Origin of the sequence: Rathayibacter sp. SW19, assembly GCF_030866825.1 — a bacterium.
Taxonomy (GTDB): Bacteria; Actinomycetota; Actinomycetes; order Actinomycetales; family Microbacteriaceae; genus Rathayibacter_A; species Rathayibacter_A soli.
In genome coordinates this window covers 2,091,503-2,118,352 of record NZ_CP133020.1, presented here as the reverse complement: position 1 = coordinate 2,118,352, position 26,850 = coordinate 2,091,503, and the positions used below count along the sequence as shown (strand labels likewise).

The following is a 26,850-nucleotide window of genomic DNA, read 5'->3' as shown; positions in this document are numbered from 1 at the left end:
TGCGCCTCCTCAGCTGGCGGGCTGACTCTCGCGATGCGGCAGCTTCCAGCCCGGCCGCACGTAGTGGCAGGTATACCCGTTCGGGTACTTCTCGAGGTAGTCCTGATGCTCCTCTTCTGCCTCCCAGAACGGCCCGGCCGCCGTCACCTCGGTGACGACCTTTCCCGGCCACAGGCCGGACGCGTCCACATCCGCGATCGTCTCTTCGGCGACGCGCTTCTGCTCGTCGGACGTATAGAAGATCGCCGAACGATAGCTGGCTCCCACGTCGTTGCCTTGACGATCCCTTGTCGACGGGTCGTGGATCTGAAAGAAGAACTCGAGCAGATCGCGGAAGCTGATCTGTTCAGGGTCGAAGACGATCTCGACGGACTCGGCGTGACTGCCGTGGTTGCGGTACGTCGCGTTCGGGGTTGTGCCACCGGAGTAGCCGACCCGGGTCGAAATCACACCTGGACGCCGACGAAGCAGTTGCTGCGCTCCCCAGAAGCATCCCCCGGCAAGAATCGCTGTCTCTGTTGTTCCCGACATCGTGATGATCTCCTCTCCCCCAGCAGCGTACGCCGCTGCCGGCCTCACAGGGCTAGACAACCGTATGACCTGTCGCCCTGTTCCCGCTTCTCTGGGTGCGCGCTGTGAAATTGCGGAAGTGTCGCATTCTTCAACAACGCGAACGTGCCGTGGCAGACTCCGGGTATGAGCATTCGCAATCAGCTGACCGACGTGATGATGAAGTCGATGAATGCGTCGCACCGCGCGCTGGTGGCGGTGACGCGTGGACACGTCGGATGGTCGATGGGATCGGTCACCGTCGTCGAACTCCACACGATCGGCCGCAAGTCGGGCAAATCCCGCGCGACGATGCTCAATTCGCCGGTGCATGATCACAGCCGATACTGCCTGGTCGCATCTAAGGGAGGCGACGACAGGCATCCGCAGTGGTATCTGAATCTTCTGGCCAACCCTGACGTCGAATTGACTGTGCGTGAGAAGACCATTCCGATGCGCGCGCGAAAGGCGACACCTGAGGAACGAACCGAACTGTGGCCCGCGATCGTCGCGTCGTACCACGGCTACGCCGAATATCAGAAGAAGACCACCCGTGAGATCCCGGTGGTCATCTGCGAGCCGCGCCAGGCCGCATAGCGAGGAACAGCCGGCTGGGACTGCACAAGGGCCGACGTGGTCTTACTGATATGATGGCTTCATCATATTGCAATCTGATTCCCGAAGCAGTGCCCGAGCTCGCGAAAGGAGCTAGCCACAACTGTGATCATCGCGACTGAACAACGCCCGCTTTACGAGATCAAGGCGAACCTGTTCAGGGGACTCGCGCATCCGTATCGCATCCGCATCCTCGAGATCCTCTCAGCTGCGGCGGCTGCCGCGGCGGTATCGCCATCAACGGAGACCGCGGAGGTCTCCGTCACACAAATGCTGGTCGAGACCGGTCTCGAGCCGTCCCACCTGTCGCAGCACCTGGCGGTGCTGCGCCGCGATCGCCTCGTGCTCTCCGAGCGGCGGGCGAGCACGGTCTTCTACCGGCTCGCATTCCCCGAGGTCGCAGAATTGCTGCGCGTGGCACGCCAACTGCTTGCCGATGTGCTTGACGCCTCGCAACGGCAGTTCCTGTCGGTCGACTCGCTGCCGGTTATCCCAAGCGCCGCGCCGGGAGCCGGTCAGTGAAGGCGCGAGCCGTCGCCATCCGATCGCTGTTGCCAAGCGGGGCCGATTACCGCTCGCTACGCACAAGCTGGCGTGGCGACGTGCTCGCCGGCATCACCGTCGGGATCGTCGCGCTGCCGCTGGCTCTGGCTTTCGGAGTCAGCTCTGGGGCGGGAGCAGAGGCCGGTCTGATCACGGCGATCGTGGCTGGCCTCGTCGCCGCTGTGTTCGGCGGATCCAACATTCAGGTGTCCGGCCCGACCGGCGCAATGGTGGTGGTTCTCGCGCCGATCGTGGCGAGTCATGGTGTCGCAGCCGTGGCCGTTGTCAGCGTGCTGGCCGGCATCATCGTGTTGGCGGCCGGACTGCTGCGACTGGGCAGGACCGTCAGCTACATCCCCTGGCCCGTGATCGAGGGCTTCACGGTTGGGATCGGTGTGATCATCTTCCTGCAGCAAGTTCCCGCTGCGGTCGGCGTCTCAGCTGCCGGCCGCAGCACCAACGCCGTAATCGCGGCCATTCAATCGATTGCGGCTGCGCAGTGGCCGCGGGCGCTCGTGCCGCTTGCGGCTGTGGGTGCCGTCTGTCTCACGATGATTCTGATGGTTCGCGTCAACCGACGCTTGCCCGCCTCATTCATTGCGATCGCCCTCGTGGCGGCGATCGTTGCCGTGACGGGGCTCGACATAGCCACCATTGGCGAGTTACCACGATCTCTGCCGACGCCGTCGATACCGACATTCGGATGGCTCGACCTGACCTCACTCGCCGGCCCGGCATTCGCCGTGGCAGCGCTGGCCGCAATCGAGTCGTTGCTCTCCGCACGGGTGGCCGCATCGATGTCTGACACCGGCCCGTACAACGCGGATCGCGAGCTGGTCGGGCAGGGCCTGGCGTCGCTCGCATCCGGATTCTTCGGTGGAATGCCGGCCACTGGAGCGATCGCTCGCACTGCGGTGAACCTGCGCTCCGGCGGCAAGACCCGCCTCGCTGCGATCGTGCACGCGCTCGCGTTGCTCGGCGTCGTGTATTTCGCGGCGACCGTGGTCGCGTTGATCCCGTTGGCCGCGTTGTCCGGAGTTCTGATGATGACAGCAGCCAAGATGATCTCGCCGAGTATCGTGCGCCGTGTGCTTCGCTCCACCCGATCTGATGCACTCGTGTTCATCGTCACCGCGATCATCACGGTCTCATTCGACCTGATCATCGCCGTGGCCATCGGAATCGCCGTAGCCGCGTTCTTCGCCCTGCGGGCATTGAGCAAGGCGAGCGGAGTGCACCGCGAAGAACTCGATGACGCAGTGTTGCCGGGCGACGAACGTATCGCCGTGTTCCGCATCGACGGTTCACTGTTCTTCGGCGCGGCTGAACGTATCGTCGAACGGGTTTCGGAGCATCACGGCATCGACGTGGTGATTCTGCGACTGTCCCAACTGCAGCTGCTCGATGCCACGGGGGCGCACACACTCGCAGAGCTCGTCACCGCACTCGAGAACCGCGGTGTCACCGTGATCATCAAGGGCATCAAGCCGGATCACCTCGCCCTCCTCGAGCGCGTTGGCGTCATCGGCTCACTGCGCCATCCGAACCATCTCTTCGAGCAACTCGAACCCGCGATCGCACACGCGCGGTCCCACATCCAACGAAACAGGGTGCAATCGTGATCTCAGCAGACGACGCAGCGCAAGCTTCCATCGTTCGGGCCTTCATCGACAACGTCCCCGGCACTGTTCGACGCCGTGATGCTGACACGCTGCTCGAACTGATGACCAGGGTAACGGGGCAGGCTGCACACCTGTGGGGCCCGTCCATTATCGGATTCGGCAGCTACCACTACAAATACAGGAGTGGGCGCGAAGGTGACGCTCCTGCTGCTGCGTTCTCTCCGCGGAAGGCCGCAATGAGCGTCTACCTGCCCGACGGCGTCGGCGCGTACTCAACGCAACTCGCGCGGATTGGCGAGCACACCACCGGCGTCGGATGCCTGTATCTCAAAAATCTCGACACAGTCGACCTCGGCGTGCTCGAGTCGATTGTCATCAACTCGTACCGCACAGTCACGGCGGCGACCTTCGGCCATCGTGCGGCAGACTCCGGTGCTTAGCCCTGCGGTTGGGTGTTCGGCGGTTGGGTGTTCGGCGCTTGGGTACTCGGCGGTTGGGCTCCGGCCATCGTCACCTTCGTACGCCGCGCGTAAGCACCTCCTGCAACCGTGGTGACGAACACGCTGAGTACGGCGCCAAGCAGAATGGCTGCGTCTTCTCCGGGGGCCAGCAGCCCGGATTGAAGGCCGAGCGCGACCGCAGCGATCGGCACACCGAGTTGCCCAGCAGACATCATGGCGAGCAGCCATGGCAGACCTGTCGCGCGCGACACGAGGTGTGCGATAAGAGCCGCTGCGCCGAGAGCGACGCCGAGCATAATCATCCACGGGTGCTCGATGAGCCCGCGCAGTCCGATGGACGCGCCGAGCCAGACGAAAAAGAGCGGAGCGAAGAAGCCCTCTGTCACTCCGAACAGCTGTCGAGCCAGCCGGCGCGGCTCCCCTACCCCGCCGATGACCAGCCCCAGCGCAAAGCCCGCAAGCATGATCGAGATGTGGGTGAACTGGGCGAGTGCCGCCATGGAGAACAGTAGGAGCAGGCTCACCCGCAACTCGAGGGCGAACGCTTGCCGCTCTGAAACCGCGTGGAACCGCTTGAGCGCACCACGACGGTCAAGCCAACGCAACAGAACAAAGAGTATGACGGCGCATGCTCCGATACTCACGGCCCCGAGGCCGGCCCGGCCGGCGTGAACGGGATCGATGGCCAATGGTACTGCGACGATGCACACAACGTCTGCGACAACGACTTGCACGGTGAGGCCCAGAATCCCGGCTCCGGTCAGTCGCAGCGAGTCGACAACGGGCAGGATGATGGCCGCGGACGATGACGCGATCAAAACACCGTACAGCGCCGCGTGTCCCGTGCCGAAGATGGCAGAGAGCGCGATTCCGAGCGCGGCCGCTGCAACGCCGACGACGACGGCCCCGATCGCTCCCCTGCCGAGTGCTGCTCGGATTGCGCGATCCCGCAACGGAACGTGAGATCCGACCACGAACATGGTGAGGCCGAAGCCGATGTCGGCCAGCACGGTCAGCGTCGGATCCTTGGCGTCGATAAGGCCGAATCCCGACGACCCGATGACCATCCCGACGGCCAGCTCGCCGACAGCGACGGGGATGCCCCAGGATCGCCGCAGCGCGAGCAGCGGTCCAGACAGGCCGACGAACACGACGAGGGCCAGGATCGAGAAATTCACTCGCTCACGCTATCAACTCACGCCTGGCCGCCCGGCGCCGGATCGGTGGGCTGAGACGGCTCCGCCTTTGGCTGCTTTTGCCACGGCCACCGACCGGAGATCTCCAGTTCCAGTGAGAAGCTCAAGAATGTGCGGATCAGCACGATGCCGGCAAGCACCGCCACGCTCTCCAACGTGGGCGTGAGCGCGACCGTTCTGATGATGTCTGCCGCAACGAGCAGTTCAAGGCCGAGCAGAATGGAACGCCCCAGCGATCGCCGGAACGGAACGTAGATCGCTCCGCTCTTGCGCAGGTAGCTCCGCACCGCGATGACTGACGCTGCGATCGCGCCGACGACGATGGCAGCGACTCCGGCAAAGTCGATAACCATCCCGATGATCTCGATCACCTGGTGAAATCCCATGGTCCATTGGCACCCCTCACCGGCCTCCGTGTCAAGCTACGGCGAGCGTACCGCGTGGCAGGCGCAGCATCCCTTCGACGGCGTGTGCAAGCAGCACGCTGCGATCCGTCGCTGTACCCCAACGCACGAGCGCCTGCGCATTCAGCCCGTCGATCATTCCGAGGATCTGCCACGAGAGCGATGCCGCGTCATCCGTCTCGAACTCCCCCTCCGCGACACCCCGCTCGAGGATTTCGCGCACGACGGTCTGCCACGCATCCATTTCGGCGCGCACGCGCGCGGCCAGTGGTTCGTTGCGCCTGCCGAGTGTCCAGGCATCCACCCAGATCACTGTCACGTCGGTTCTGCTGCCATCGAGCAAGGTATTCAACAGGTGTGCAAGCTGGTCCACCGCGGTCGGGTCCGCGTCGATCAACACGGTCACCGCCTCGATCTCCGCATGCACGAGCGTTGCGAACGTGTCGGCGACCAGCGCGTCCATATTGGGCTGGTAGTGCGCGACGAGCGCAGAGGCCACGCCCGCGCGCGCCGCGACACTGCGCAGGGTGACCGCGGCGAGCCCGCCATCCAAAGCAAGCCGGCGCGCCGCGTCTGAAATCTCCGCCGCCCGTTGCGACGGCGCTTTTCTTTCGGTCTTCTTGCCTGGAGTTCTTGACATTGTGCCATCAGTATAGATACATTCGCACTGTTATTGATCACGTGATCAACAGTGATTTCACCTGCAATGAAGGAGTCCCGGATGGCCTGGCGCATGCCTGCTGAATCCGCACCGCACGAGCGCACCTGGATGGCTTTTCCGCGCGAAGGGCTGACCCTGGGCGACGACCCTGCGTCGGCCCAAGAGGCCTACGTCACCTGGACCGCCGTCGCCCACGCTGTCGCAGAATTCGAGCCGGTCACGATGGTCGTCGATCCGAGCGAGGCGGAACGAGCCCGCCGCATGCTCGGCAGCGAGATCGAACAGCTCGAGGCACCGCTCAACGATTTCTGGATGCGCGACTTCGGACCGACTTTCGTTGTGGACGACGAACGACCCGACGTGCTCGGCGCTGTCGACTGGATCTTCAACGGCTGGGGCGCTCAGCAGTGGGCCAGGTGGGATCTCGATCGCGAGATCGCGCGGTTCGTCGCCGACCGGGTCGGCGCAGAGCTCGTCAGCTCCGTGCTCGTCAACGAGGGTGGCGCAATCCATGTCGACGGCGACGGCACGGTGCTGGCCACCGAGACCGTCCAACTCGACAGCGGACGCAACCCATATGCCGACAAGCTGCGCGTAGAACAGGAGTTTGCCCGAACACTCGGCACCCGTCACACCGTGTGGCTGCCGCGCGGCCTCACGCGCGACTACGAAGATTACGGAACCCGCGGACACATCGACATGATCGCAACCAGCCCGTCTCTGGGACGCCTGCTCTTGCATTCGCAACGCAACCCGGAGCATCCGGATTTCTCGGTCTCGCGCGATTTGCACGCGTTCCTCGAAACGCAGACGGATGCCGCCGGCCGCCGCTTCGAGATCATCCCGCTTCCTGCGCCGGCAACTCTGCGCGACAGCGAGGGCTTCGTCGATTGGAGTTACGTCAACCACCTGGTCGTCAACGGCGGCGTCATCGCGTGCGGCTACGGAGAAGAACAGGCGGATGCCGCTGCGGCGAAAATTCTCGCAGCCGCCTATCCGGGGCGCCGCGTCGTCACCGTCGATGCGCGGCCGATTCTTGCGCGCGGTGGCGGCATCCACTGCATCACGCAGCAGCAGCCTGCACTCGGTGTCGTCGACGCCAGCACCACACGGCACGGCCGATGAGCCGTCTCGAGGTGGCTGAGGCCACGATCGCACAGTTGCGCGCCGCACTGACGAGCGGAGAGTTGACGAGCGAGCAGCTCCTCGACGAATATCTCGCACGCATTGAGGCGTACGACAGGAGCGGCCCCCTCCTGAATGCGATCGTCGTCATGAATCCGGATGCCCGCGCAGACGCACGCGCATCCGATGGGCGCAGGTCGCGTGGCGAGACGCGCGGCCCGCTCGACGGCATCCCGTACACGGCGAAGGACAGTTACCTCGCCCGCGGGCTGACCGCCGCAGCCGGCTCCCCCGCGTTCGAGCACCTCATCGCACAACACGACTCCTTCGCGATCGACAGGCTGCGCGAGGCTGGCGCGGTGCTCATCGGCCTGACCAACATGCCGCCGATGGCCAACGGCGGGATGCAGCGCGGAGTCTACGGCCGGGCGGAGAGCCCATACAACGCCGATTACTTGACGTCGGCGTTCGGGTCAGGGTCTTCGAACGGCTCTGGCACCGCGACTGCGGCGAGTTTCGCAGCCTTCGGGCTCGGAGAGGAAACCTGGTCGTCGGGGCGGGCACCGGCCTCGAACAACGCACTGTGCGCCTACACCCCGTCGCGCGGCGTGATCTCGGTACGCGGCAACTGGCCGCTCGTCCCGACAATGGACGTTGTCGTTCCGCACACCCGCACCATGTCGGACCTGCTCGAACTGCTGGATGTGCTCGTCGTCGATGATGTTGCCGGCAGCGATGACCGACACCGTGGCGACTTCTGGCGTGTGCAGCCGTGGGTGAAGATTCCGCTGGCGTCCAGCGTGCGGCCCGCGCACTTTCCGGCGTTGGCTCCGGCCGATGCGATGGAAGCGCGCGCGACACTCACCGGCAGACGGTTCGGCGTACCGCGGATGTACATCAACGAGGACCCGGATGCCGGCACCGGCGAGCATACCGGCATCGGCGGGTCGACCGGGCGTGCGATTCACACCCGCGAATCGGTGCTGCAACTGTGGCGGGATGCGAAGCATGAGCTGGAATTTTCCGGCGCAGAGGTCGTGCCCGTCGACTTCCCGGTGGTCTCTAATTACGAGGGCGACCGGGCAGGCGCACCGACCATCGCAACACGCGGCCTCGTCGGCGCGGACTATCTGCAGAGCGAGATCGCCGACCTGTCAGCATGGGCGTGGGACGATTTCCTGCGCGCGAATGGCGACCCGGCACTGGGCCAGCTCGCGGATGTCGACGGTGCGGAGATTTTCCCGCACCCGGAAGGCTCACTACCGGACCGCTATGACGGTTTCGACGATGACATCGCGACCTACCCGGCGATCGTGCGCGATCGCCCGGTGGACGCGATGAGCGACATCCCCTTTCTGGAGGCCGGAGTCCGCGGCCTCGAAGAGACCCGCCGGATCGATCTCGAAGAATGGATGGGCCGGCTCGGCCTGGACGCCGTGATTTTTCCTGCGGTCGCGGATGTCGGACCTGCCGACATGGACGTGAATCCGGCATCCGCAGAACTCGGCTGGCGCAATGGCGTGTGGGTGGCGAACGGCAACCTGGCGATCCGCCACCTCGGGATTCCGACCGTCACCGTTCCGATGGGCACGATGAGCGACATCGGCATGCCGGTCGGTCTCACCTTCGCCGGTTGTGCCTACGATGACACGGCACTGCTGACACTGGCCGCTGCATTCGAAGCAACGGGTTCGCGTCGCACTCCGCCCCCGCGCACGCCGCCGCTGCACTGACTGCCGGCGTTCTGCGTGCTGGCGTTCTGCGTGCTGGTGTTCTGATTGCTGGTGCGCTGACTGCCGTGTGCTGACACTGCTGGTGTGCCGATCGCGGTCCTGTGTTACGCGAGCAAGTCCGCGTGGTGGATCGCGGCGACATTCGGGTGCGCGCGCAAACGGTAGCGCAAGACATTGTCGCCATACGTTTCGAGAATGGGGCTGTTCGTCGGGTCGAGGGAGAGACCGCGCGCCTCGGCCGCGAGTTCCGGGCTCAACGTGAGTTGCGGCATCCGGGTGTCAAGAGCCGGGTTGAAGAAAAACGGGATCGAGATGCGATCTGTGCCGATCAGCGGGGACTCGACGCGGTGCAATGTCGCCTTGAGATAGCCGCCCGTTGCAAGTTCGAGCATCTCGCCGATGTTCACGACAAAGGCGCCTGGCAAGGAAGGTGCATCGACCCACTCGCCTTCGTGCTCGACCTGCAGTCCACCCTTGTCCGGTTCGACGAGGAGGAGTGTGAGGACTCCGCCATCGCGATGCGCGCCAACGCCTTGCTTCGGTGTCGGGTCGGACTCCCCCGGATAACGCACGATCTTGATCAACGAGAACGGCCGCTGCGCGAAAGCCGCGTCGAAGACATCCTCGGGAGCGCCGAGCGACAGCGCCCACGCCCGCAGCAGGCGTAGTGCAACAGTGCTCAGCTCCTCGTTCCAGCGGGAGGTGACCGCCTGTAGCTCAGGTAGTGCTTCCGGCCAGAGGTTGGGACCCTCGAGCCGCCAGTAGTCGGGAACTCCCGGTGCGCGTTCGATCGTGTCCCGCTCAACGCCGATGTCGATCTGCTCGCGCCAGTCGACGTCACCGTGCGTGAGTTCTCCACCCACCCTGGTGTATCCGCGGAACTGCGGGCTCTCCACATTTTCGATGGCGAGTTTCTGTTCTGCCGGCAGTTCGAAGAACCGGCGTGCAACGCGCAGCAATTCTTCGATGAGCGCCTGATCAACTCCGTGCCCCACCAGGTAGAAGAAGCCGATGTCATGCGTGACCTGACGAAGTTCCGCACGGAACGCGTCCGCTTCAGCGGGGCCCGCATCAAGCCGGGACAGGTCGAGAATCGGGAGTTGTGAAATCATACTTCGATCCTTACAGAATCGTGCGGCACGCTCTTCAATTGTTACGACGTGCGCTCTGCGATCCAGGCTTGTCAACGCCGGGCACTTCCTGATCGCGGTGAGCCATGTCAAGAACGTCCGGGATGGTTTGGGCTGAGAGTCGCGCGCCGCACTCATTTGTGTTTGTGTGGTTTCAGGTATTCGCGTTTGGTGTACCAGCCGGGTGGGCTGAAGACGGGTTTGCCGCGAACCATCTTGACGGTGAATTCGCCACGTTCGATCAGGCGGTGATCGAACCAGCAGAGCAGGCAGCCGTTGTCGATTTCGGTGGGTCCGCCCTCACTGTCGGGGATGACATGATGAGCTTCGGCCAGGTACGCCGGGATTCTGCAACCGGGTCTGGCGCAGGTGGGTCCGTCGCGGGCGATCATCGCCTTGCGTTGCGACGGGGTGAAGAAACGCGCCTTGGACGCCAGGTCGATCACCCGCCCACCGGCGTCGACGGTGACCTGTTGGGTGCCGCCGTCGCAAGCGATCTGCCGGATCGTCGCGGCCGGTAACGGCTGATCGGTGCCGACCGCCACCCCGTAACCTTCACCGGCGTCCAGGTCGGTCTGCTGCACGATTGCTAACACGGTCGGGGCGGCACCCTGCAATTGCGGAGTCAGCCCGATCCGGGCGGCGCCCTCGCACAACGCGGTCAGAATGTCCGCGCGTTGCTGATCGGTAGTGCGCGGATCCCGCATCACACCCGACTCACCGTCACCGGTCACACCGTCACCGGTCGCGCCCTCGCCTACCGTGCCCGGATCTGCGGCGTTCTCACCGGCCGCGCCCACGACGGCGCCCCGTGCGCCGTCTTCGTCCGCGGCCAGGAACGCCGGGGCCGTGCGCGGGGACAGGAACGCGTCGAAGACCGGGACGATGATCGCCTCCTGCGCCGGCGGCAACGCCCCGTCAACGCCCAGCATCCCATCGGCCCTGCGGAAGAACCGGATACCCCGTTTGGCCACCAGGCGGTCATCCCGCGGCTGGATGCCGTCTTGATCCAACCGGTCCCTAAACGCCGCCGCCTGAGCCCGGAGCAAATCCGCACACACCGGCGGCGCGTCTTCCGTACCGACCGCGTTGCCCACCAGGGTGGCCTCCGCCCACGCCACCGCCTCGACCGGGATGCTGCGCGGCAACACCTTCAACGTGGTTGTGATCGCATCGGCGGCATCAATACCGATCACCCCACCGGCCAGAGCCTCCCGAACGGCCGGGAACAGTGCCGGCAACGGCAACCCCACATCCGAGATGCGCGGTGCCGCCTGGCCGGCGACCCGCACCCGTTGCCGCGCCGTACGCGAGGACACCCCACTCACCCGCTCAATCAACTGCGCAGCCGTCGCACACCCGTGCCGGGCAGCCAACCCCTCAAACCCCGCCGTACGCGGCGACCGGACCGTGATCTCCGCCGCCACCACAACATGACCGTGATCCACCAGCCGAGTCAAACCCTCCAGACCGGCGGCGAACCGCAACAAACCATCCGCACTCAACACCGTCGGATCCACCTCCACCAGCCGAGCCAACGCCTCACGCGCGCCGTCGATGATCACGCGAGCCGCAGCATCCGCCACCGCCGGAACACCACCCACCGCCCCACCAGCCGCCCCAGCCCCACCCCCGAGACCACCGGCCGCCCTGCCAAAACCACCGGCCGTAACACCGAAATCGGTGCCGAAAGCGTCGGCCGGCGTGCCGGTCGGATCGGGGGCTGCTGCCATGTTGCTCATGACTGCAGTCCATCACCAACCACCGACACGCGAACCCCGTAAACAGCCGGTCACAGCCCAAATTGTGGATAAGAATCCAAACCCACCAAATTGAGGACAAGAGGCCCGTTCAGGTCGGCTTGAGCACCACAAAAGAGTGGGCGCAACGCAGTTCATGGCGCCCCAAATGCTGCGTGACCGCTGTCCGTTCGACACGTCGCGCACCATAATCGGCCGGCGCGCTGTGGTCGCCCAGCGGCGCTGCCGCGCTCGGCGCGCGGTCAGTTCACAGGCGTGTGAACCGCACCGCTACTTCTCGCGGCTCTTCCAGGATGAACTCAACATCGAAAGCCTCTGGGCTACGCGCCTCGAGCTGCGCAAGCAATGGCATCGGCTTGTGATCGACGATCAGGGTCAGCGTTGCGCCAGTCTCGAGTGAGTCGAGCGCGCCGAAAATGGTTGCGTGACGAATGGCGTGCGGGATCAGCCGACCATCGAGCACCACGTGTTTCTCGTTCTCTTCGCCGCAGGTGCAGGCTGTGCCGTCTGCGTGCGCCGCGGCCGGAACAGAGGCTGCGTCTGTAGCGGAAACGAGAGGAAGCGTTGTGCGTATGTCACCCGGTTCTAGATCCATACCTTCGACGATAGCCCTTCGGCGTCACTCACTGAGCGCTCGCTGGCATTCAGCAAATCCATCGAGGCCTGCAGCATGATGGAAAGCCCGCACAGTGAAGGTCGCACGTATGCCGTCAGGTTCTAGTTCCCGCTCCCGGGAGCTCCAGCGCAAAGCCGCAGAAATGATGCGCGTACAGCGCGCCCGCGAACGGCGCCGGCGCATCCTGACCTGGTCGATCTCCGGAGTTCTCGTTGCGGCGATCCTCGCGGTGATCACGGTCACGCTCGTCGTCAACGCCAAGCCAGGTTCCAGCGCAAACGCCTCCGGCGCCACGGACGTGCCCGCGACTCCATCGGTCGTGGCTGTCGGGGCCAGCACGGCCCCGCCGTGGGCGGCTCCGACCGACCCGACCGCACGAGTCAAGGCCGCAGGGCTCGGAATGCTCACCTCGGAGGGCGCCGTCGAGCACATTCACTCGCACCTGAGCGTCACGGTCGAGGGGAAGGCGGTGCAGGTGCCGGCTCTCCTCGGCATCGACGAGACGGCTCAGACGATCTCGCCGTTGCACACGCACGACACGAGCGGCATCATCCACATCGAGTCTCCAGTGAAGTCAACGTTCACACTCGGCGAAGTCTTCACCGAGTGGGATGTCGCCCTCGACGCCACCCACATCGGCTCGCTCGGCGGCAGCGACGGGCAAACCGTCACGGTCTTCGTGAACGGCAAGCAGACATCGGGTGACCCCGCCGCGATCACGCTCGCCGAGCACGAAGACATCGATATCGTCGTGGTGCCGACGGGCACGACTGCAGTCGCCCCAGCCGCATTCAACTGGCCGAGCGGGTACTGAGGCGACGAGCCCCAGCGCCAGCCCGGTCACACTGCCCGGTTACTCCGCCTGATCACGCAGCCTGGTCACGCTGCCCAGTCATGCTGCCCGCTCCTCAGGCGAGCACCTTCGCCTTCGCAGCGGCGAATTCCTCATCCGAGAGGATGCCCTGCGAATGCATCGTGGCGAGGTTCTGAATCTGCGTCAGCACGTCCTCGCCTCCTGCCGCGGCAGGTTGGGGAGCAGCCGCCTGCTGAGCAGCGACGACTTGCTGGGCCGCCGCGTTCATTTGCGCTTGCTGCTGCTCTTGTTCGTAGGCCTGCGCTTCGGATGCCTGCTCCGCTTTGGCGGCATTCCGGCGCTGCATTCCTCCGGACACGGCACCGGCCGTGCCCACAACCACGGCCGTGGTTGCGGCAGCGCCGAGAAGTCCTCGACGCCCCATCCTTCGTCCTAACATTGCTACCTTCTTTTCGTTCGAGGCCGTCGCTCGGGTCAATCCCCGAGCGAACCGACCAGTTCGTTGACTGCGGGAGCCGGGATGCGCTGCGAGTACAGCACCTGGCCGCCCGCACGGTACAGTGCCGCGGCGAACTCGCGCGCCCAGACGTGTTCGACGACGAGGAGTGCCGCGGAGGTTCCCGGTTCGATCTGATCGGCGAACTCGTCGATGTCGTCTTCTCCGGCCAGGCCGAGCTCATCGATCTCAAGCCCGGCGAGCCCGAAGTCATCGGCTACCTCTTCGAGCTCGAGTACGGTGAGTTCGCCATCGCTTGAGCGCGACGCGAACACCATGTCGAGCAACTTCGCGGTGTCCGACTCGATCAGGTTGAGGATCGCTCCGACCACTTCTGGTCCGGGGCGAGATCCGGCGAATCCGATCAGCATGAATTCGACCGGTCCATACGTGAAATCAGCCATCTGATGTCATTCCTTCCTTGTTTTTTGAAACCAATGTTTCTTGAAAAAGAATCTTTACGGCGTGACGATATTGAAGGCGGTGTCACCCGGCGAGAGCACCGAGAAGATCATCCCCAGTTGAGACTGGTCGCCCTCGAGTGTCATGCCCGCCGCGATCGCGCCGGGAAGAGATCCCGCAGCAAGCGGACCGATCGCTGCGTGGCTCAGGGTGACGGTGAGCGCGCTCTGCAATGCAGAATCTTTCATGTTGATGAAGACGCCGTTGTGCAGTGTCGTCCGATAGCGCTCACCTGAATCGGTGAAATTCCAGGTGATCGAACCGTCGAGGTCCCATGCCTTCGGACCGTCGATCTGGATCGCGATGGCGTCGAAGAACTGCTCCGGAGTGATTTTGGCGATCAATCCGCTCAGATCGCCACCTGCCGGGGTACCGAAGTTGCCCGATCGCAGTTCCATCGCCCCGGACAAGTAAGCCGAGCGCCAGGTTCCGTTCTCACTGGCGAACCCCAGTTGCTCCAGTGCGTCGGCAAGCAGCGCCTGTGCGTCCGCGTTATCAGGCTCGGCGAACACGACGTGGTCGAGCACCTGCGCGACCCAGCGGTAGTCGCCGGCCTCGAATGAGCGCCGCGCCTTACGCACGACCTCATCCGAACCGCCCATGAACTCGACATAGCGTTTTCCTGCATCGACCGGGGTATGCGGCCAGAGTCGCGCTGGGTTGCCGTCGTACCAGCCCATGTAACGCTGGTAGATCGCTTTCACATTGTGGCTGACGCTGCCGTAGTAGCCGTGTGTGTGCCACTGCGACACGAGTGCAGGCGGAAGCTCGATCATCTCGGCGATCTCTGCACCGGTGAATCCCTGGTTGATGTAGCGCAGCGTCTGATCGTGCAGATACGCGTACAGGTCGCGCTGAATGCTGAGGAATTGCACAAATCGTTCACGCCCGCAGGTGGGCCAGTGATGCGACGCGAATACGACATCCGCGCGGCTGCCGAAACGCTCGATCGCCTCGGTGAGGTAGTGGGCCCAGACGTGCGGGTTGCGCACAACAGCACCGCGTAGCGTCAGCAGATTGTGCAACGTGTGCGTCGCGTTTTCGGCCATGCACAGTGCCTTCAACTCCGGAAAGAGAAAGTGCATCTCAGAGGGCGCTTCCGTGCCGGGCGCCAGCTGGAACTCGACCTTCACGCCGTCGATGGTGTGCTCCTCGCCGGTCGCGGAAATCTCAACGGTGGGCGCGATGATGCTGAGCGTGCCGGTCGAGGTGGTCTGGCCGAGCCCCGCACCGACGCCGCCGCGCGGATTGCGCGGTAGCACCGCGCCATACATGTAACCGGCGCGCCTGGTCATCGCAATGCCCGCGAAAAGGTTCTCTTCGATCGCGTGCCCCATGAATCCGGCAGGAGCATAGATCGCGACCCGACCGGCATCGACGTCTGCCTGGGTGGTCACGCCGGCGACCCCGCCGAAATGATCGACGTGCGAGTGGGTGTAGATCACAGCGACGACCGGTCGATCGCCGCGATGCTTACGATAGAGCGCCAAGGCCGCAGCAGCCGTTTCGATTGAAATCAGCGGGTCGATGACGATGACGCCTGTGTCGCCCTCGACGAAGCTGATATTCGACAGGTCGAGACCGCGCACCTGATAGATCTGCGGGGTCACCTCGAAGAGGCCCTGCATCGACACGAGTTGTGACTGCCGCCACAGGCTCGGATGCACGGTCGACGGAGGCTCGCCGTGGATGAACGCATAGCTGTCTGCGTCCCAGACGACCTCCCCCGCCGCGTTCAGGACGTTCCCCGGTGTCAGCGACCCGATGAATCCACGGCGGGCGTCATCGAAATCTCGCGTGTCTGCAAATGGATAATCTGCTTCAGCTGCATCGGTCACAATGTGCTCCACTCTGTGTGGCTGTTCGGTACGGCGAATACGGAGCGCGCCGTTCGCTCATACGCGTTCAGAGGCGGGTCAGCCCGTCGCTGAAAATCACGACGCCGATCAGAATCATGATCAGGATGCTGACGATTCGGTTGTTCTTTGCGATCCATTTGCGTGCTCCAACCAACCATTTGTCCGTTCGTTGCGGGGCTAGCATCCGGGCGACGATCGGAATGGCAACAGCGGAGGCCGAGATCACCGTGTAGATCGCGATGACCAGCGCAGTGTTGGCAACGCTGAGCGAATCCGATCGCAGCGACAACCCCGCGGCCGCCGCCAACAGGATCGCTTTCGGTCGAAGGTTCAGCAGCAACGCCAGCCCGAAGGCAGACCATGGCCCGAGCGAGCCGACGGCAGCCAGCCACTTCGGAACGCCGTTCGACGGTTTGCCCACTCCCCGGCGCCACAGCGCGATCGCCCCGACTACCAGCGCCGCGCCAATCACCACAAGCGCGGTCCCGATCCATACTTGCGATTGCTTGGGTGATGACGTCGGGATGACTCGCGCGAGCAGAGTGAAGGCCACGACGACCAACACGATCCCGACCACCCAGCCGAGCAGGAATGTCAGCGAAGAGCGTGACTTGTTCGGTGACAGCAAGATCAAGATCGTGGCCATGATCGGCACTGAGCTGAGCGCGACCGCGACCGCGATCGGAAGAACATGACCCAGCGCCTGCAGCATGAGTGCCCCTTTCGTGGACGATCGGCCCGGACATTTGCGCGGCCTACTGCAACCCCGAAGTCAGCCGGGCAAGACCGTCGAGCACGCTCGACTTCTCAGGCTGCCGAGACCATTCCTCACGGGTCAGTTCGCGGCCGATCTGCCGATAGCCTTCCTCAACGGCACGCATCTGCGTGACGAAGGACGCCCCGCGCACCATCAGCGACACCTCCATGTCGAGGCTGAACGAACGGATGTCCATGTTGCTCGACCCGATCACGGCGACATCGTCATCGATTGAGAAATGTTTGGCATGCAGAATGTATGGAGCAGGATACAGAAAGATGCGCACACCCGCCTCGAGCAGGTCGCTGTAGTAGGAGCGCTGGGCGTGGAACACCGGCCCCTGGTCTCCGATCTCTGAAACAAACAGTTGCACGTCGAGCCCGCGCTGGCACGAGGATGTGATTGCGTACATCATTGCTTCGTCAGGCACGAAGTACGGGCTTGTGATGATGATCCGATCCTGCGCCGAGTACAGCAATGCGAGGAACAGCCGCAGATTGTTCTCGCCGTCGAACCCCGGCCCGCTGGGCACCACCTGGCAGTCGAGTGCAGCCGAGGAGGTGTCAGCCGGAACGAGGTCGGCGGCGACCCGCTCATCCGTGATCAGTTCGTCCGTTTCGCTGTACCAATCGGACAGGAAGATCACGTTGATCCCGCTCACGACGGGGCCGGTGACCCGCGTCATCAACTCCTGCCATTGCAACCCCCGCTTGATGTTCTTCGGTGAGTTGTAACTGCGGTCGATCAGGTTCTGCGAACCCATGAAACCGACTCGGCCGTCGATTACGACGAGCTTGCGGTGATTGCGCAGGTCCGGCCGTTGGTACTTGCCCTTCAACGGCTGCACCGGCAGCATGAAACTCCAGCTCACGCCGATCCGATCAAGCTCGGCGAACGTCTGCTTGTGTCCGGCAGTCCTGATCGATGCGACATGGTCGAGCAGCACCCGCACCGTGACACCGCGTTTGACGGCAGCCTCCATCGCGGCGAAGAACCTCTTCGTGGTCTGGTCGAAGGAGACGATGTAGAACTCGACGTGTACGAACGCCGTCGCCGTGTCGATGTCTGCGGCCATCGCCTCGATCGAGTCACCGTAGTCTCCGATCAGAACGGCGGTGTTGCCGCTGACTAAGGGCACAGCGCCGAGCGTCTGATTGAGTTCGACGACACGCGCGAACCAGGCAGGCCAGTCATCCCGATCCGAGGCGAGGTCCATTCCGGCCGTACCGGCTGCGATCATGGCGTTGATCCGCTTCTGCTTCTGCCTACGACGCCGCGGCAGTTTCGAACTTCCGAGTAACAGGAAGAAGATCACACCGGCGTAAGGAATCAGGAACACGGCCAGTAGCCAGGCCATTGCGGAACTCGGCTTGCGGTTTCGCGGAATGATGATGATCGCTGCGATGCGGATGCCCAGGTCTACGACGACAGCGAGAATCCAGATCAGATTCGTTGTCTGCAGTGCGTTCACGAGGCGCGCCCTTCCGGCTGTCGATGACGGCCGCATACTGTGGGCCTCCCTCAGCGTCGACGCTAACGCCGGCTCAAGCCGGCCTGCATCATCCGAATGGGATGACGCCCGGTGCCTTCACAATCCCTAGCGTGATGCCATGACCATGGAAGCGCGATGAGCGAATCGGGCGTGCCGCGTCATCAGTCGGCTGGCGCATTCCCTCGAGGAACGACCACTCTGATCGCTTTGGCCGCGGCCACCGTGACGGCAATCGGCATTAGCGGCATCAAAGGCATCATTGCACCGGTGCTGCTCACGTTGATTCTGACGATCTGCGCGAATCCGGTGCGCACGTTTCTGCTGAAACACGGCGTACCGGGCGGCATCGCAACCGGCTCCGTCATCCTCGTCGTGTTCGGGTTGCTCGCGGCATTCACGTACACGATCATCATCGCGTTCGCACAGTTCGTGACGATGCTGCCGAGCTACTCGAAACAGTTCGCGCAGGTCGGCGCGAACATCGGCGCGTGGCTCACCAGCATCGGCATCGGCCCGGACCAGGTGAAGGCTGTCGAGAAAGGAATCAGCCCCAGCAACATTGCCGGCGTCGTGACCGGGGCGTTGGGCAGCGTCGTCGGCATCACAGCATCCCTCGTGATCGTGCTGACCATGATGATCTTGATGGCGGCTGACGCGGTGTATACGCGAACGATTCTCGCGCAATTGTCGACGCGCAAACCCGACCTCGTCATCGCGATCGACCAGTACGCGTCGAACGTGCGCCGCTACATGGTCGTCACCACCGTGCTCGGCGTGGTTCAGGGCATCCTCAACGCGCTGGCTCTGTACATCATGCACGTGCCCGCCGCACTGTTGTGGGGTTTGCTCGCCTTCCTCTGCAGCTTCATCCCCAACATCGGCTACTTCTTCGCGATCACTCCACCGCTGATTTTCGGCGGCCTGGTTGGCGGCTGGCCGACCGTCATCGCCATCATCATCGTCTACGGCATCATCAACGCGGTCGTGCAGTCGATCATCCAGCCGCGCGTCGTCGGCCACGCTGTTTCACTGAGCCAGACGATGACGTTCTTCTCCGTGCTGTTCTGGGCAGTCATCATCGGGCCGATCGGCGCCATTCTCGCCATCCCGCTCACCTTGCTCGTCAAGGCGATCCTCATCGATTCGAACCCGGAATCGCATTGGGTGCGGCCAGCACTCGGGCCCACTTCCGAGACCAGGAATATCCTGAAAGCAAACGATTCCGCAGCCAAGCAGGATCGAAAGGACCACAGGGCGGATCAGAAGGCACAACGCAAGGCGCGGTCGGCCGCGCCTCCCGAGTGACAAGTCAACTCAGCGCGACGGGCGCGATTCACAACCCCGGCACAGCGGTGAGCCTGCCGCTTGAGACGGCCTCGACGAATGCAGCATAGTCTCGCTCGTTCTGGTCGGCATATGCCGTTGAGAAGTCAGCGATCGCGCGATCGAAGCGGTCGCCTTTTCCCAGGTAAGCGGCGATCGCGACGCGATCACCCGAGCGGGAATGTGCTCGGGCCAGCGCCTGACCGCAGAGCCGGGCATAGAACTTGACGCCGCGGGCGCGGACGTTGTCGACGTCGACCGAACCCTTCCAGTCGTGGAGCTGTCGAACATAGAAGTCACGTTTGACGCCGTCGACACCATCGACTTGCTGCCAACCGAGAAAGATGTCGCTGGCAGCCTGCATCAGTCGCTGTCCTGCAACAACGCGCTGACCGTGCTCGGCGTATTGACTCGGGCCGAGGAACCGCTCCAATACCGACTCCTGCGCTTCCTTCGCCTGAAGGACCAGCGAATCGTGATCGTCGCGGCCCCGCAAAAGCAAGACCCACGCCCGGGTGCCGACGCTTCCGACTCCGACCACCTTCCGGGCCATGTGCACATAGCGATATTCCTGGATCGGGTGCCGCTCACCTGGAAGGGTCGTTGTGTAGTCCTCGATCAGCGACCGCATGGTTCCTTCGAACCTGCGCCGAGTGTCGTCGTCAGGGGCAATATTCTCGATGGTTTCGATGAGCGGCGGATCCGGTTGGATTCGAAGTTGGCCATCGACCACCCGCACGAGCTTCGCAACAGCCCCGGCGCTGTCTTTCGTCCTGGCCTTCGCGATGATCTCGTCAGCCTTGCCCATTTGACGGCCGCCCACGTGCTTGGCATGCCGTTCTGCTCGGAGCAATTCCAGAACCTGATCGACATCGAGCCGGTCGTACCAGGCCTGCAGCACCGGAGCGTGTGCCGCCTCGCGCATCTGTTCTCGATAGCTGCGTGACACCGCACGCGTCGCCGCACGGCGATCGGATTTCGACAGCTTCGCGTTGCGTCCCCCGATCTCGAAACTCGCAGCGAGACGTTTCAGGTCCCATTCCCAGGGTCCTGGCAGCGTTTCGTCGAAGTCGTTGATGTCGAAGATCATGGTGCGCTCCGGAGTGCCGAACACGCCGAAGTTCGACAGGTGCGCATCCCCGCAGAGTTGCGTAATGATGCCGGAGTTCGGTGTCGTGGAGAGGTCCGAGGCCATGATCAGCGCGGCACCTCGGTAGAAGGTGAACGGCGAGACCATCATGCGCCCGTAGCGGATCGGCACCAGCTCGGGCACACGACTGGCGGCCTGCTCCTCGAGGAGTGCAACAGGATCAGGTCGGTCGCTCGACGGAACCCAGGCCGCATGCAGGCCTCGCGGAACCCGCTTGCGTGCGGCGCGGCCGATCGCTCGGCGCACCTCGAAACTGGGTATCGCAGCTTCTTGCACCGGAGCCTGTGGATCGGATGCGTTCGCCGATTCGGGTGTGCTCTTTCGGGTTTGCGTTCGTGTATTCATCGTGCAACTCCCCATATCTCCGCTCAAACAGATTGCCGTTCAAACTGCTTTGGCTAGTGTGTGAAGCTCGCAACGAGCCCCTCGGTCGGCATCGGGGATTCCAGTGCGTCCAAATAGGCGACGGCCTCCGTGATGTCGAGAATCAGGCTCTCGGCCAGGTTGCGGCTGAGCCCGTTGCGCACAACAATGCGTTGAACGACCATGTCGGTGAGATCGTCGGGCATCGGATACGCCGGAATCAGCCAGCCCTTGAGGCGGAGGCGCTCGGAGAGATGGTACAGATTCCAGTTCTGCGTGTAGCCTTTCGACAGCTGCCACGCGAACACGGGAATGTCCGTTCCGTCGTTCCACAGGTCGAATGCGGGCATTTTCGCGATTTCGCCGGCCAGATACACCGCCACGTCCTGACTGGCTTTCTGCACCCGGTAGTAACCGTCCCAGCCGAGGCGCAGAAACAGGTAGTACTGCAGAAGCACCTGAGCACCCGGGCGAGAGAAGTTCAGCGCGAAGCTCGGCATGTGTCCGCCGAGGTAGGTGACGTCGAACACCAGGTCCTTCGGCAAATCATCGACAGTTCGCCAGATCACCCAGCCGAGGCCTGGATACACGAGACCGTATTTATGCGCGGACGTGCTGATCGAAGCAACACGCTCAAGCCGGAAATCCCAGACCAGGTCCGGCTGCAAGAATGGCGCAATCATGCCGCCGGATGCACCATCGACGTGGATCGGCACGTCCCATCCCGTCGTCTCCTGGATGCGATCGAGCGCCTTCGCGATCTCGGCCACCGGTTCATACATTCCGGTGTACGTCACACCCATGATTGCAACGACGCCGATCGTGTTCTCGTCAACGTACTGGTCGAGGTTCTCGCCGTCGAGCACCTTGTGCTCCAGCGAAATGGGCACGAAGCGCGGTTCGACATCCCAATAGTTGCAGAACTTCTCCCAGCAGACCTGCACCGCGCTGGACAGGATGAGGTTCGGCTTGTCCGTCGGCTTCCCCGCCGCACGCCGAGCCTGTTGCCAACGGCGCTTCAAGGCCAACCCGCCGAGCATGCAGGCTTCTGAGGACCCGATCGTCGATGTGCCGATCGCCTTGTGTGCATCGGGTGCATTCCACAGTTTTGCCAGCATCAGCCAGCACCGTGTCTCAATGGCAGCGGTCTGCGGATATTCGTCCTTATCGATCATGTTCTTGTCGGCGGACTCCGCGTAGATCCGGTTGGCCGCCGGATCCATCCAGGTGCCAACGAACGTCGCGAGGTTCAACCGGGAGTTTCCATCGAGCATCGCTTCGTCGTGCACGACCTGATAGGCCGTCTCAGGCAGGCTTTCCCCGGGTGGCAGACTGTCCAACGGAAAATCGCTGGCCTCTCCGGAACGGGTGAAAAGCGGATTGAGCTGATTCTGGTTTCCGATGCCGTTGAATCCGTGCGTATGAATGCTCGGCTTCGCTAGTGGCCTGCGTGTCGTCATGTGCTTACGCTAGAAAGCTCAGTCTCTAGCGACATCATCACAATCGGATGATGTGCGAACTCACGCCGCATTTCACGGAAAACAAACTATGGCTTTCCCGGTGATCTCCTGCGAGAATTTAGCGCGGAAGACGGGGAACGGGTACGAGACATTTCGAACCAGCACACGCAATCGATCGTCCGCTATTGCGCTCGGCGCTGGATGACTCGCTGGCGACTACGCTGACTCTGCTCATCGCACAAGCCGGCGCCGGTAAGACGGTGTTGCTGTCGCAATGGGCGTCGTCGCATCCCGAACTCGACTTCGTCTGGCTTGACATCGTCGCTGCGGACAACGACCCCGCATATTTCGTGCGTCGCCTACTCGCCGGCCTTCCCGGCTCGAATCCCGAAATCAAGGAGCTTGCGCAACTGGTCGCGTTGCACGACGGCGGACTCGGCACGCCGTTCCTCGACGCCGTCAGCGAGGCGATGGGCGATCTGCCTCCACTGGTGATCGTGCTCGACGATCTTCATCACCTTTTCGCGAATCAGGACTTGGTTTCCGATTTGGTGCGGTTGGTCGATGTCGTGCCGCCGAACGTCCACCTGGTGTTTTCCGCGCGTTCGGAGTTGCCCGTCACGATAAGCAGGCGACGCCTTCAGGGCGCTCTCACAGACGTCCGCGGCGCCGATCTCGCACTCGACAGCATGCAGTCTGCCGAGCTGATCGCTCGAATCTCCGGTCGCACACTCTCGCCTCACAGCATCGCGATTCTGACGGAGCAAGCCGAAGGGTGGGCGGCCGGACTACAACTGGCCGGTCTGGCCTTGCGCGCACAGGACAATCCAGACGAATTCATCACCCGATTCACGGGAACTGACCGTTTCGTTGCCGACTACCTGCGTGAGGAAGTGCTGCAGTCGCAACCGGTGCGCACACGTACCATGTTGCTTCGCGTTTCTGTGCTGGAGAACATGTGCGCGGATCTCGTCACGTTCGTCACCGGCGAACCCGAGGCGCAGGGATTCTTCGAAGAGCTGGAACGAAAATCGATGTTTCTGGTTCCACTGGACAACCGTCGCGAATGGTTCCGTTTCAATCATCTGTTCCGGGACTTTCTCCGCTCACGGCTTCACGCGGAGAGCACCGAGTCGGAGGCGGAGATGCTGACCAAGGCTGCGCGGTGGCATCTGGATCGCGAAGAGGTGCATCCGGCCGTCGAATATCTGTTGCGCGCACAAAAGTGGGAAAGCGCGGAAGAATTGATCCGGGCGCGGGGCTCGGAAATCTTCGAGCGCGGCGAAATGCTCACGATGATTCGCTGGATCACGGCACTACCTCAATCGCGCAGCGCAGACGAACTCAACTTGACTCTTCTCCTCGGCTTTCTCCGCGGACTCGCCGGCCAGACAGTGGCCGCTGAAGACATTCTGCGCCGGGCGATGAATCATCCCCGCGCGACGATCGGGCAGCGCGTGGTCGCGAGCGCCCTCATTGCCGGACGAGTTCAGTGGTCGCCTCATCCCGAGACGTCAGTCGATTTCGCGGTGCGAGCGCTGCGACTCCTGGAGGAGCACCCGCACGTCAAGACGCCCGACCTGTTGCACCTGACCGATCGAGCATCGCTGCTTGCGACAGTGCTTTTCTCTGGCGGTCGAGCCCACTTTCTCGCAGGCAATCTGGTCGAAGCGCGCCGCTGGCTCCAGCGCTCGCTCGCCTCCGAGGGTGCAGAATACTCACCATGGAGAGTGAGCGCTCTCGGCTCGCTCGCGCTGGTCGAGGCCTGGAGCGGGCGCCTTCACGACGCGGAAGAGTCAGCGACTGAGGCGTTGAACGTTGCGAAGGCAGCACACCTGATTGTTCACTCGGTCTCCGCCGACGCCTACCTTGCGCTCGCACTGATCGCGCTGGAGCGCTCCGAGCCGCATCGGGCAGCGCTCGCCCTTCACGAAGGGTTGGTCCGCGCCTCGTCCAACCGGCGCGCGCAGTTGTTGTGGGTGCAGCATGTTGAAGTACAACTGTTGCGAGCCGCGTCGAACGACCCCACGGAATCAGCACCGCCCGACGGACCGCCGCCCGCCGTTGTTCGCGACCGGCTGAAGGCGTTGCACGGGCGACAACAGCGACTCGCGGGAAGTACCGATCACACTGCGCAGGCCTGGCCCGGCGGCACCCCGACGCCGGCTGTGCTTTTCGAACGCGTCGCCACAGCGCTCACGCTCGGGCAACCGGAGTACGCCCGCACGCTGCTCGCGCGAGTAGCCTCGCCTGCGCCGTCGGACGGCCCGCTCGTGAGCGTCGAACACCTCATACTGCAGGCGTGGCTGATGAATTCGGTCGGCGAGCTCGCCCAGTCGCAGGCGCTCTTCGAGCGGGCGCTCGAGCTGGCCGAGACGAATGATTTGGTCGATGTGTTCCTCCGCGGCGGCCCGCACGTCATCAAACAGCTCGCACAACTGCCGGAGCCGCGCTCCGCATTTCTTGCCCGCGTGCTGCACCGCGCCGCGCAGTCGCTTCCTGCTGCTCCCGGCGCAGAACTGCCTGAACCGCTCACGTACCGGGAGCGAGAAATCTTGGCGTATTTGCCCAGTCGTTTCACGAACCTGGAACTCGCGGAACGCTGCTTCGTTTCAGTGAACACGATCAAGACGCACATCGTTCACATTTACCGCAAACTCGATGCGCCGAATCGGAGTGCAGCGATCGAACGCGCACGCGAACTCGGCCTGCTCGTCTGAGCCGAAGATCCGAGAGCCGAACACCCGAGAGCCCGGCATCCGAGAGCCGAACATCCGAGAGTGGGGAACGACCGTGGCTGCACAACCTGTCAGGCGTCTGCGGCGCGAGGCGTGGGGATTCGCGATTGGGTCGCTCGCGTTCATGCTGGGCGCAGTACCGCTGTACGCGCAGGCGGTTGGAACCGTGATCGACAATGTGACGTTCTTCATCGGCGCACTGTTCTTCACCGTGGCAGCGTTCATTCAGCTGAGTCTGAGCGGCCGCAGGCCGCCTCGCCGAGGCACCACCCGAGCGGATGTCTACGATTGGTGGGCCGCCGCAGTGCAGTTCGTCGGCACACTGTTCTTCAACGTGAGCACGACCGACGCGCTCGTGACGGCGCTGAACAGCAGCACGCGCCTGAACAGCGGCTGGCGCCCGGACGCCTTCGGCTCGAGCGCATTTCTTCTCGCCAGCGCGTTCGCAGTTGTCGCGACAACGAAGCGCGACAAGCTCTGGGATCCGAACGCTCGCGTCTGGCGCACGACGTGGTTGAACATGCTCGGCTCCGTGCTGTTCGCCGTCTCGGCGGTTGGCGCGTTCGTACTTCCCGAGACGAGTAGCATGGTGAGCCTGTTCTGGGCTAACGCCGGCACCTTCACAGGTGCGGTATGTTTCTTCAGCGCGGCGCTTCTGAGTCGGCCGCGACGATCGTATTGAGCTCGCCCTGTGCTGCCCCGGAACCGGATGCGCCTCCCCCGCGTCCGCGCAGCAGGAAAGCCATCCCCACGGCGATGACTCCTCCGGCGATGGGTCCGACCACGTAAAGCCAGTATCCGGTGAAGTCGCCGGACACGAGGTCCGGGCCGAAGGTTCGTGCCGGGTTCATCGATGCCCCGGAAATCGGACTCCCCCACAGTCCCGCCAGAACGATGTACGCGCCGACCCCGAACGCCCCGATGATGCCCACGTTCTGCGCACCGGATGCGGTGCCCAGGATCACGCTGACCAGCCCGAATGTCAGTACCAGTTCCATGACGAATGCGATGCCGTCTGAGTACCCCTTGGCCGGGTAGTTCGACCCGAATGAAGCAGACACCGGAAGCACCCCGGTGAGGAACCATGCGGCGAGACTCGCCCCGATCAACTGGATGAGAATGTAGCCAGGTACGCGCGCCCACGGGAAGTCACCGCGCAACGCGAACGCGATACTGACGGCAGGATTCAAGTGCGCGCCTGAAACCTTGCCCATGAACAGGATGATCGCAAACACCATCAATCCCGGTGCCACGACCGCGTCGGTCCGGGTGATCGTGCCTGCGAACGCTTGACCCATCATCCCGCCACCCGCTGCCACCAGCACCAGGAAGAAGGTGCCGAGCAACTCGGACACGAGTCGCCGCCACTCCTGCGATGAGTCGTGGAAGTCTTCGATCGACTGGTCGATGCTCACCGGCAAGTGCAGCAACCTGCCGTGGACGAGGTCTGACAGCACTGTGCTCGCCGGCTTGCTGAGCTCTGGTTCGTTTGTCATGGCGTCACGGTAACCGCGTCGCGCC

General features: G+C 63.5%; 25 protein-coding genes. 10 read left to right on the top strand and 15 right to left on the bottom strand.

Annotated features, from left to right (window positions below):
• Positions 1-9 precede the first annotated feature (9 nt).
• On the bottom strand, positions 10-531 hold the full coding sequence (msrA, locus tag QU604_RS09695) for a peptide-methionine (S)-S-oxide reductase MsrA (RefSeq protein WP_308468599.1): 522 nt from the start codon (positions 529-531) through the stop codon (positions 10-12).
• A gap of 165 nt (positions 532-696) precedes the next feature.
• Between msrA and QU604_RS09690 the strand changes: the two genes are divergently transcribed.
• From QU604_RS09690 to QU604_RS09675, 4 genes are all read left to right on the top strand, one after another.
• Complete coding sequence (locus QU604_RS09690) at positions 697-1,146, top strand: nitroreductase family deazaflavin-dependent oxidoreductase (RefSeq protein ID WP_308468598.1); 450 nt, start codon at positions 697-699, stop codon at positions 1,144-1,146.
• Between the two features lie 123 nt (positions 1,147-1,269).
• On the top strand, positions 1,270-1,686 hold the full coding sequence (locus QU604_RS09685) for an ArsR/SmtB family transcription factor (protein ID WP_308468597.1): 417 nt from the start codon (positions 1,270-1,272) through the stop codon (positions 1,684-1,686).
• Complete coding sequence (locus QU604_RS09680; protein ID WP_308468596.1) at positions 1,683-3,329, top strand: SulP family inorganic anion transporter; 1,647 nt, start codon at positions 1,683-1,685, stop codon at positions 3,327-3,329. The genes QU604_RS09685 and QU604_RS09680 overlap by 4 nt, the downstream gene beginning before the upstream one ends.
• Positions 3,326-3,769: a DUF1801 domain-containing protein gene (locus QU604_RS09675; RefSeq protein WP_308468595.1), complete on the top strand. Its 444-nt coding sequence runs from the start codon at positions 3,326-3,328 to the stop codon at positions 3,767-3,769. Before QU604_RS09680 ends, QU604_RS09675 begins: the two co-directional genes overlap by 4 nt.
• Here QU604_RS09675 and QU604_RS09670 read toward each other — a convergent pair.
• From QU604_RS09670 to QU604_RS09660, 3 genes are read right to left on the bottom strand one after another with little or no spacing between them, the layout of a single operon-like run.
• Positions 3,766-4,968, bottom strand: coding sequence for a cation:proton antiporter (locus QU604_RS09670; protein ID WP_308468594.1), 1,203 nt, complete (start codon positions 4,966-4,968; stop codon positions 3,766-3,768). The genes QU604_RS09675 and QU604_RS09670 overlap by 4 nt on opposite strands.
• 17 nt (positions 4,969-4,985) lie before the next feature.
• Entirely contained in the window at positions 4,986-5,372 is a 387-nt protein-coding gene (locus tag QU604_RS09665; protein ID WP_308468593.1) for a DUF1622 domain-containing protein, read from the bottom strand.
• A 31-nt stretch (positions 5,373-5,403) separates the two neighbouring features.
• A complete protein-coding gene (locus QU604_RS09660) occupies positions 5,404-6,030 on the bottom strand; it encodes a TetR/AcrR family transcriptional regulator (RefSeq protein WP_308468592.1) in 627 nt (208 codons plus the stop codon).
• A gap of 81 nt (positions 6,031-6,111) precedes the next feature.
• Between QU604_RS09660 and QU604_RS09655 the strand changes: the two genes are divergently transcribed.
• Together QU604_RS09655 and QU604_RS09650 are read left to right on the top strand one after the other, a co-directional pair.
• The gene (locus QU604_RS09655; protein WP_308468591.1) at positions 6,112-7,176 is read left to right on the top strand and encodes an agmatine deiminase family protein; all 1,065 of its coding nucleotides are present in this window, start codon (positions 6,112-6,114) and stop codon (positions 7,174-7,176) included.
• Entirely contained in the window at positions 7,173-8,909 is a 1,737-nt protein-coding gene (locus QU604_RS09650) for an amidase (RefSeq protein ID WP_308468590.1), read from the top strand. Before QU604_RS09655 ends, QU604_RS09650 begins: the two co-directional genes overlap by 4 nt.
• Before the next feature lie 104 nt (positions 8,910-9,013).
• On the opposite strand, the gene QU604_RS09645 is transcribed toward QU604_RS09650, so the two are convergent.
• From QU604_RS09645 to QU604_RS09635, 3 genes are all read right to left on the bottom strand, one after another.
• Entirely contained in the window at positions 9,014-10,021 is a 1,008-nt protein-coding gene (locus QU604_RS09645) for an isopenicillin N synthase family dioxygenase (protein ID WP_308468589.1), read from the bottom strand.
• A gap of 152 nt (positions 10,022-10,173) precedes the next feature.
• On the bottom strand, positions 10,174-11,781 hold the full coding sequence (locus QU604_RS09640) for an HNH endonuclease signature motif containing protein (protein ID WP_308468588.1): 1,608 nt from the start codon (positions 11,779-11,781) through the stop codon (positions 10,174-10,176).
• A 265-nt stretch (positions 11,782-12,046) separates the two neighbouring features.
• Entirely contained in the window at positions 12,047-12,394 is a 348-nt protein-coding gene (locus QU604_RS09635; protein ID WP_308468587.1) for a DUF2249 domain-containing protein, read from the bottom strand.
• 163 nt (positions 12,395-12,557) lie between these two features.
• Between QU604_RS09635 and QU604_RS09630 the strand changes: the two genes are divergently transcribed.
• Positions 12,558-13,229 (top strand): hypothetical protein, encoded by a 672-nt coding sequence (locus QU604_RS09630; RefSeq protein WP_308468586.1) that lies wholly within the window; start codon positions 12,558-12,560, stop codon positions 13,227-13,229.
• 94 nt (positions 13,230-13,323) lie between these two features.
• On the opposite strand, the gene QU604_RS09625 is transcribed toward QU604_RS09630, so the two are convergent.
• From QU604_RS09625 to cls, 5 genes are all read right to left on the bottom strand, one after another.
• Positions 13,324-13,653, bottom strand: coding sequence for an SHOCT domain-containing protein (locus QU604_RS09625; RefSeq protein ID WP_308468585.1), 330 nt, complete (start codon positions 13,651-13,653; stop codon positions 13,324-13,326).
• A gap of 50 nt (positions 13,654-13,703) precedes the next feature.
• Positions 13,704-14,129 carry a DUF6325 family protein gene (locus QU604_RS09620; RefSeq protein ID WP_308468584.1) on the bottom strand — a complete coding sequence of 142 codons (426 nt, stop codon included), beginning with the start codon at positions 14,127-14,129 and terminating at the stop codon, positions 13,704-13,706.
• Positions 14,130-14,183: 54 nt separating this feature from the next.
• Positions 14,184-16,025, bottom strand: a complete 1,842-nt coding sequence (locus QU604_RS09615; RefSeq protein ID WP_308468583.1) for an alkyl/aryl-sulfatase — start codon at positions 16,023-16,025, stop codon at positions 14,184-14,186.
• A 67-nt stretch (positions 16,026-16,092) separates the two neighbouring features.
• The gene (locus QU604_RS09610) at positions 16,093-16,758 is read right to left on the bottom strand and encodes a GAP family protein (protein ID WP_308468582.1); all 666 of its coding nucleotides are present in this window, start codon (positions 16,756-16,758) and stop codon (positions 16,093-16,095) included.
• Positions 16,759-16,801: 43 nt separating this feature from the next.
• Positions 16,802-18,274, bottom strand: a complete 1,473-nt coding sequence (gene cls, locus QU604_RS09605; RefSeq protein WP_308468581.1) for a cardiolipin synthase — start codon at positions 18,272-18,274, stop codon at positions 16,802-16,804.
• Positions 18,275-18,430: 156 nt separating this feature from the next.
• Between cls and QU604_RS09600 the strand changes: the two genes are divergently transcribed.
• Positions 18,431-19,600, top strand: a complete 1,170-nt coding sequence (locus QU604_RS09600; protein WP_308468580.1) for an AI-2E family transporter — start codon at positions 18,431-18,433, stop codon at positions 19,598-19,600.
• Positions 19,601-19,628: 28 nt separating this feature from the next.
• Here QU604_RS09600 and QU604_RS09595 read toward each other — a convergent pair whose 3' ends face one another.
• On the bottom strand, positions 19,629-21,113 hold the full coding sequence (locus QU604_RS09595) for a DUF2252 domain-containing protein (protein WP_308468579.1): 1,485 nt from the start codon (positions 21,111-21,113) through the stop codon (positions 19,629-19,631).
• A gap of 53 nt (positions 21,114-21,166) precedes the next feature.
• Positions 21,167-22,591: a glutamate decarboxylase gene (locus QU604_RS09590; RefSeq protein WP_308468578.1), complete on the bottom strand. Its 1,425-nt coding sequence runs from the start codon at positions 22,589-22,591 to the stop codon at positions 21,167-21,169.
• A 185-nt stretch (positions 22,592-22,776) separates the two neighbouring features.
• On the opposite strand from QU604_RS09590, the gene QU604_RS09585 reads away from it, so the two are divergent.
• Positions 22,777-25,311: a winged helix-turn-helix domain-containing protein gene (locus QU604_RS09585; RefSeq protein WP_308468577.1), complete on the top strand. Its 2,535-nt coding sequence runs from the start codon at positions 22,777-22,779 to the stop codon at positions 25,309-25,311.
• 73 nt (positions 25,312-25,384) lie between these two features.
• A complete protein-coding gene (locus QU604_RS09580) occupies positions 25,385-26,011 on the top strand; it encodes a hypothetical protein (protein WP_308468576.1) in 627 nt (208 codons plus the stop codon).
• Here QU604_RS09580 and QU604_RS09575 read toward each other — a convergent pair.
• On the bottom strand, positions 25,971-26,825 hold the full coding sequence (locus QU604_RS09575) for an MIP/aquaporin family protein (protein WP_308468575.1): 855 nt from the start codon (positions 26,823-26,825) through the stop codon (positions 25,971-25,973). The two genes, QU604_RS09580 and QU604_RS09575, sit on opposite strands and share 41 nt — an antisense overlap.
• Between the last annotated feature and the right edge of the window lie 25 nt (positions 26,826-26,850).

Coding starts and splice junctions, on each gene's coding strand:
- QU604_RS09665 (WP_308468593.1), bottom strand. CDS start 5,372: ATGGGATTTCACCAGGTGATCGAGATCATCGGGATGGTTATCGACTTT.
- QU604_RS09630 (WP_308468586.1), top strand. CDS start 12,558: ATGATGCGCGTACAGCGCGCCCGCGAACGGCGCCGGCGCATCCTGACC.
- QU604_RS09620 (WP_308468584.1), bottom strand. CDS start 14,129: ATGGCTGATTTCACGTATGGACCGGTCGAATTCATGCTGATCGGATTC.
- QU604_RS09650 (WP_308468590.1), top strand. CDS start 7,173: ATGAGCCGTCTCGAGGTGGCTGAGGCCACGATCGCACAGTTGCGCGCC.
- QU604_RS09655 (WP_308468591.1), top strand. CDS start 6,112: ATGGCCTGGCGCATGCCTGCTGAATCCGCACCGCACGAGCGCACCTGG.
- QU604_RS09600 (WP_308468580.1), top strand. CDS start 18,431: ATGAGCGAATCGGGCGTGCCGCGTCATCAGTCGGCTGGCGCATTCCCT.
- QU604_RS09640 (WP_308468588.1), bottom strand. CDS start 11,781: ATGAGCAACATGGCAGCAGCCCCCGATCCGACCGGCACGCCGGCCGAC.
- QU604_RS09645 (WP_308468589.1), bottom strand. CDS start 10,021: ATGATTTCACAACTCCCGATTCTCGACCTGTCCCGGCTTGATGCGGGC.
- QU604_RS09625 (WP_308468585.1), bottom strand. CDS start 13,653: ATGGGGCGTCGAGGACTTCTCGGCGCTGCCGCAACCACGGCCGTGGTT.
- QU604_RS09610 (WP_308468582.1), bottom strand. CDS start 16,758: ATGCTGCAGGCGCTGGGTCATGTTCTTCCGATCGCGGTCGCGGTCGCG.
- msrA (WP_308468599.1), bottom strand. CDS start 531: ATGTCGGGAACAACAGAGACAGCGATTCTTGCCGGGGGATGCTTCTGG.
- QU604_RS09575 (WP_308468575.1), bottom strand. CDS start 26,825: ATGACAAACGAACCAGAGCTCAGCAAGCCGGCGAGCACAGTGCTGTCA.
- QU604_RS09635 (WP_308468587.1), bottom strand. CDS start 12,394: ATGGATCTAGAACCGGGTGACATACGCACAACGCTTCCTCTCGTTTCC.
- QU604_RS09595 (WP_308468579.1), bottom strand. CDS start 21,113: ATGAATACACGAACGCAAACCCGAAAGAGCACACCCGAATCGGCGAAC.
- QU604_RS09690 (WP_308468598.1), top strand. CDS start 697: ATGAGCATTCGCAATCAGCTGACCGACGTGATGATGAAGTCGATGAAT.
- QU604_RS09660 (WP_308468592.1), bottom strand. CDS start 6,030: ATGTCAAGAACTCCAGGCAAGAAGACCGAAAGAAAAGCGCCGTCGCAA.
- QU604_RS09590 (WP_308468578.1), bottom strand. CDS start 22,591: ATGACGACACGCAGGCCACTAGCGAAGCCGAGCATTCATACGCACGGA.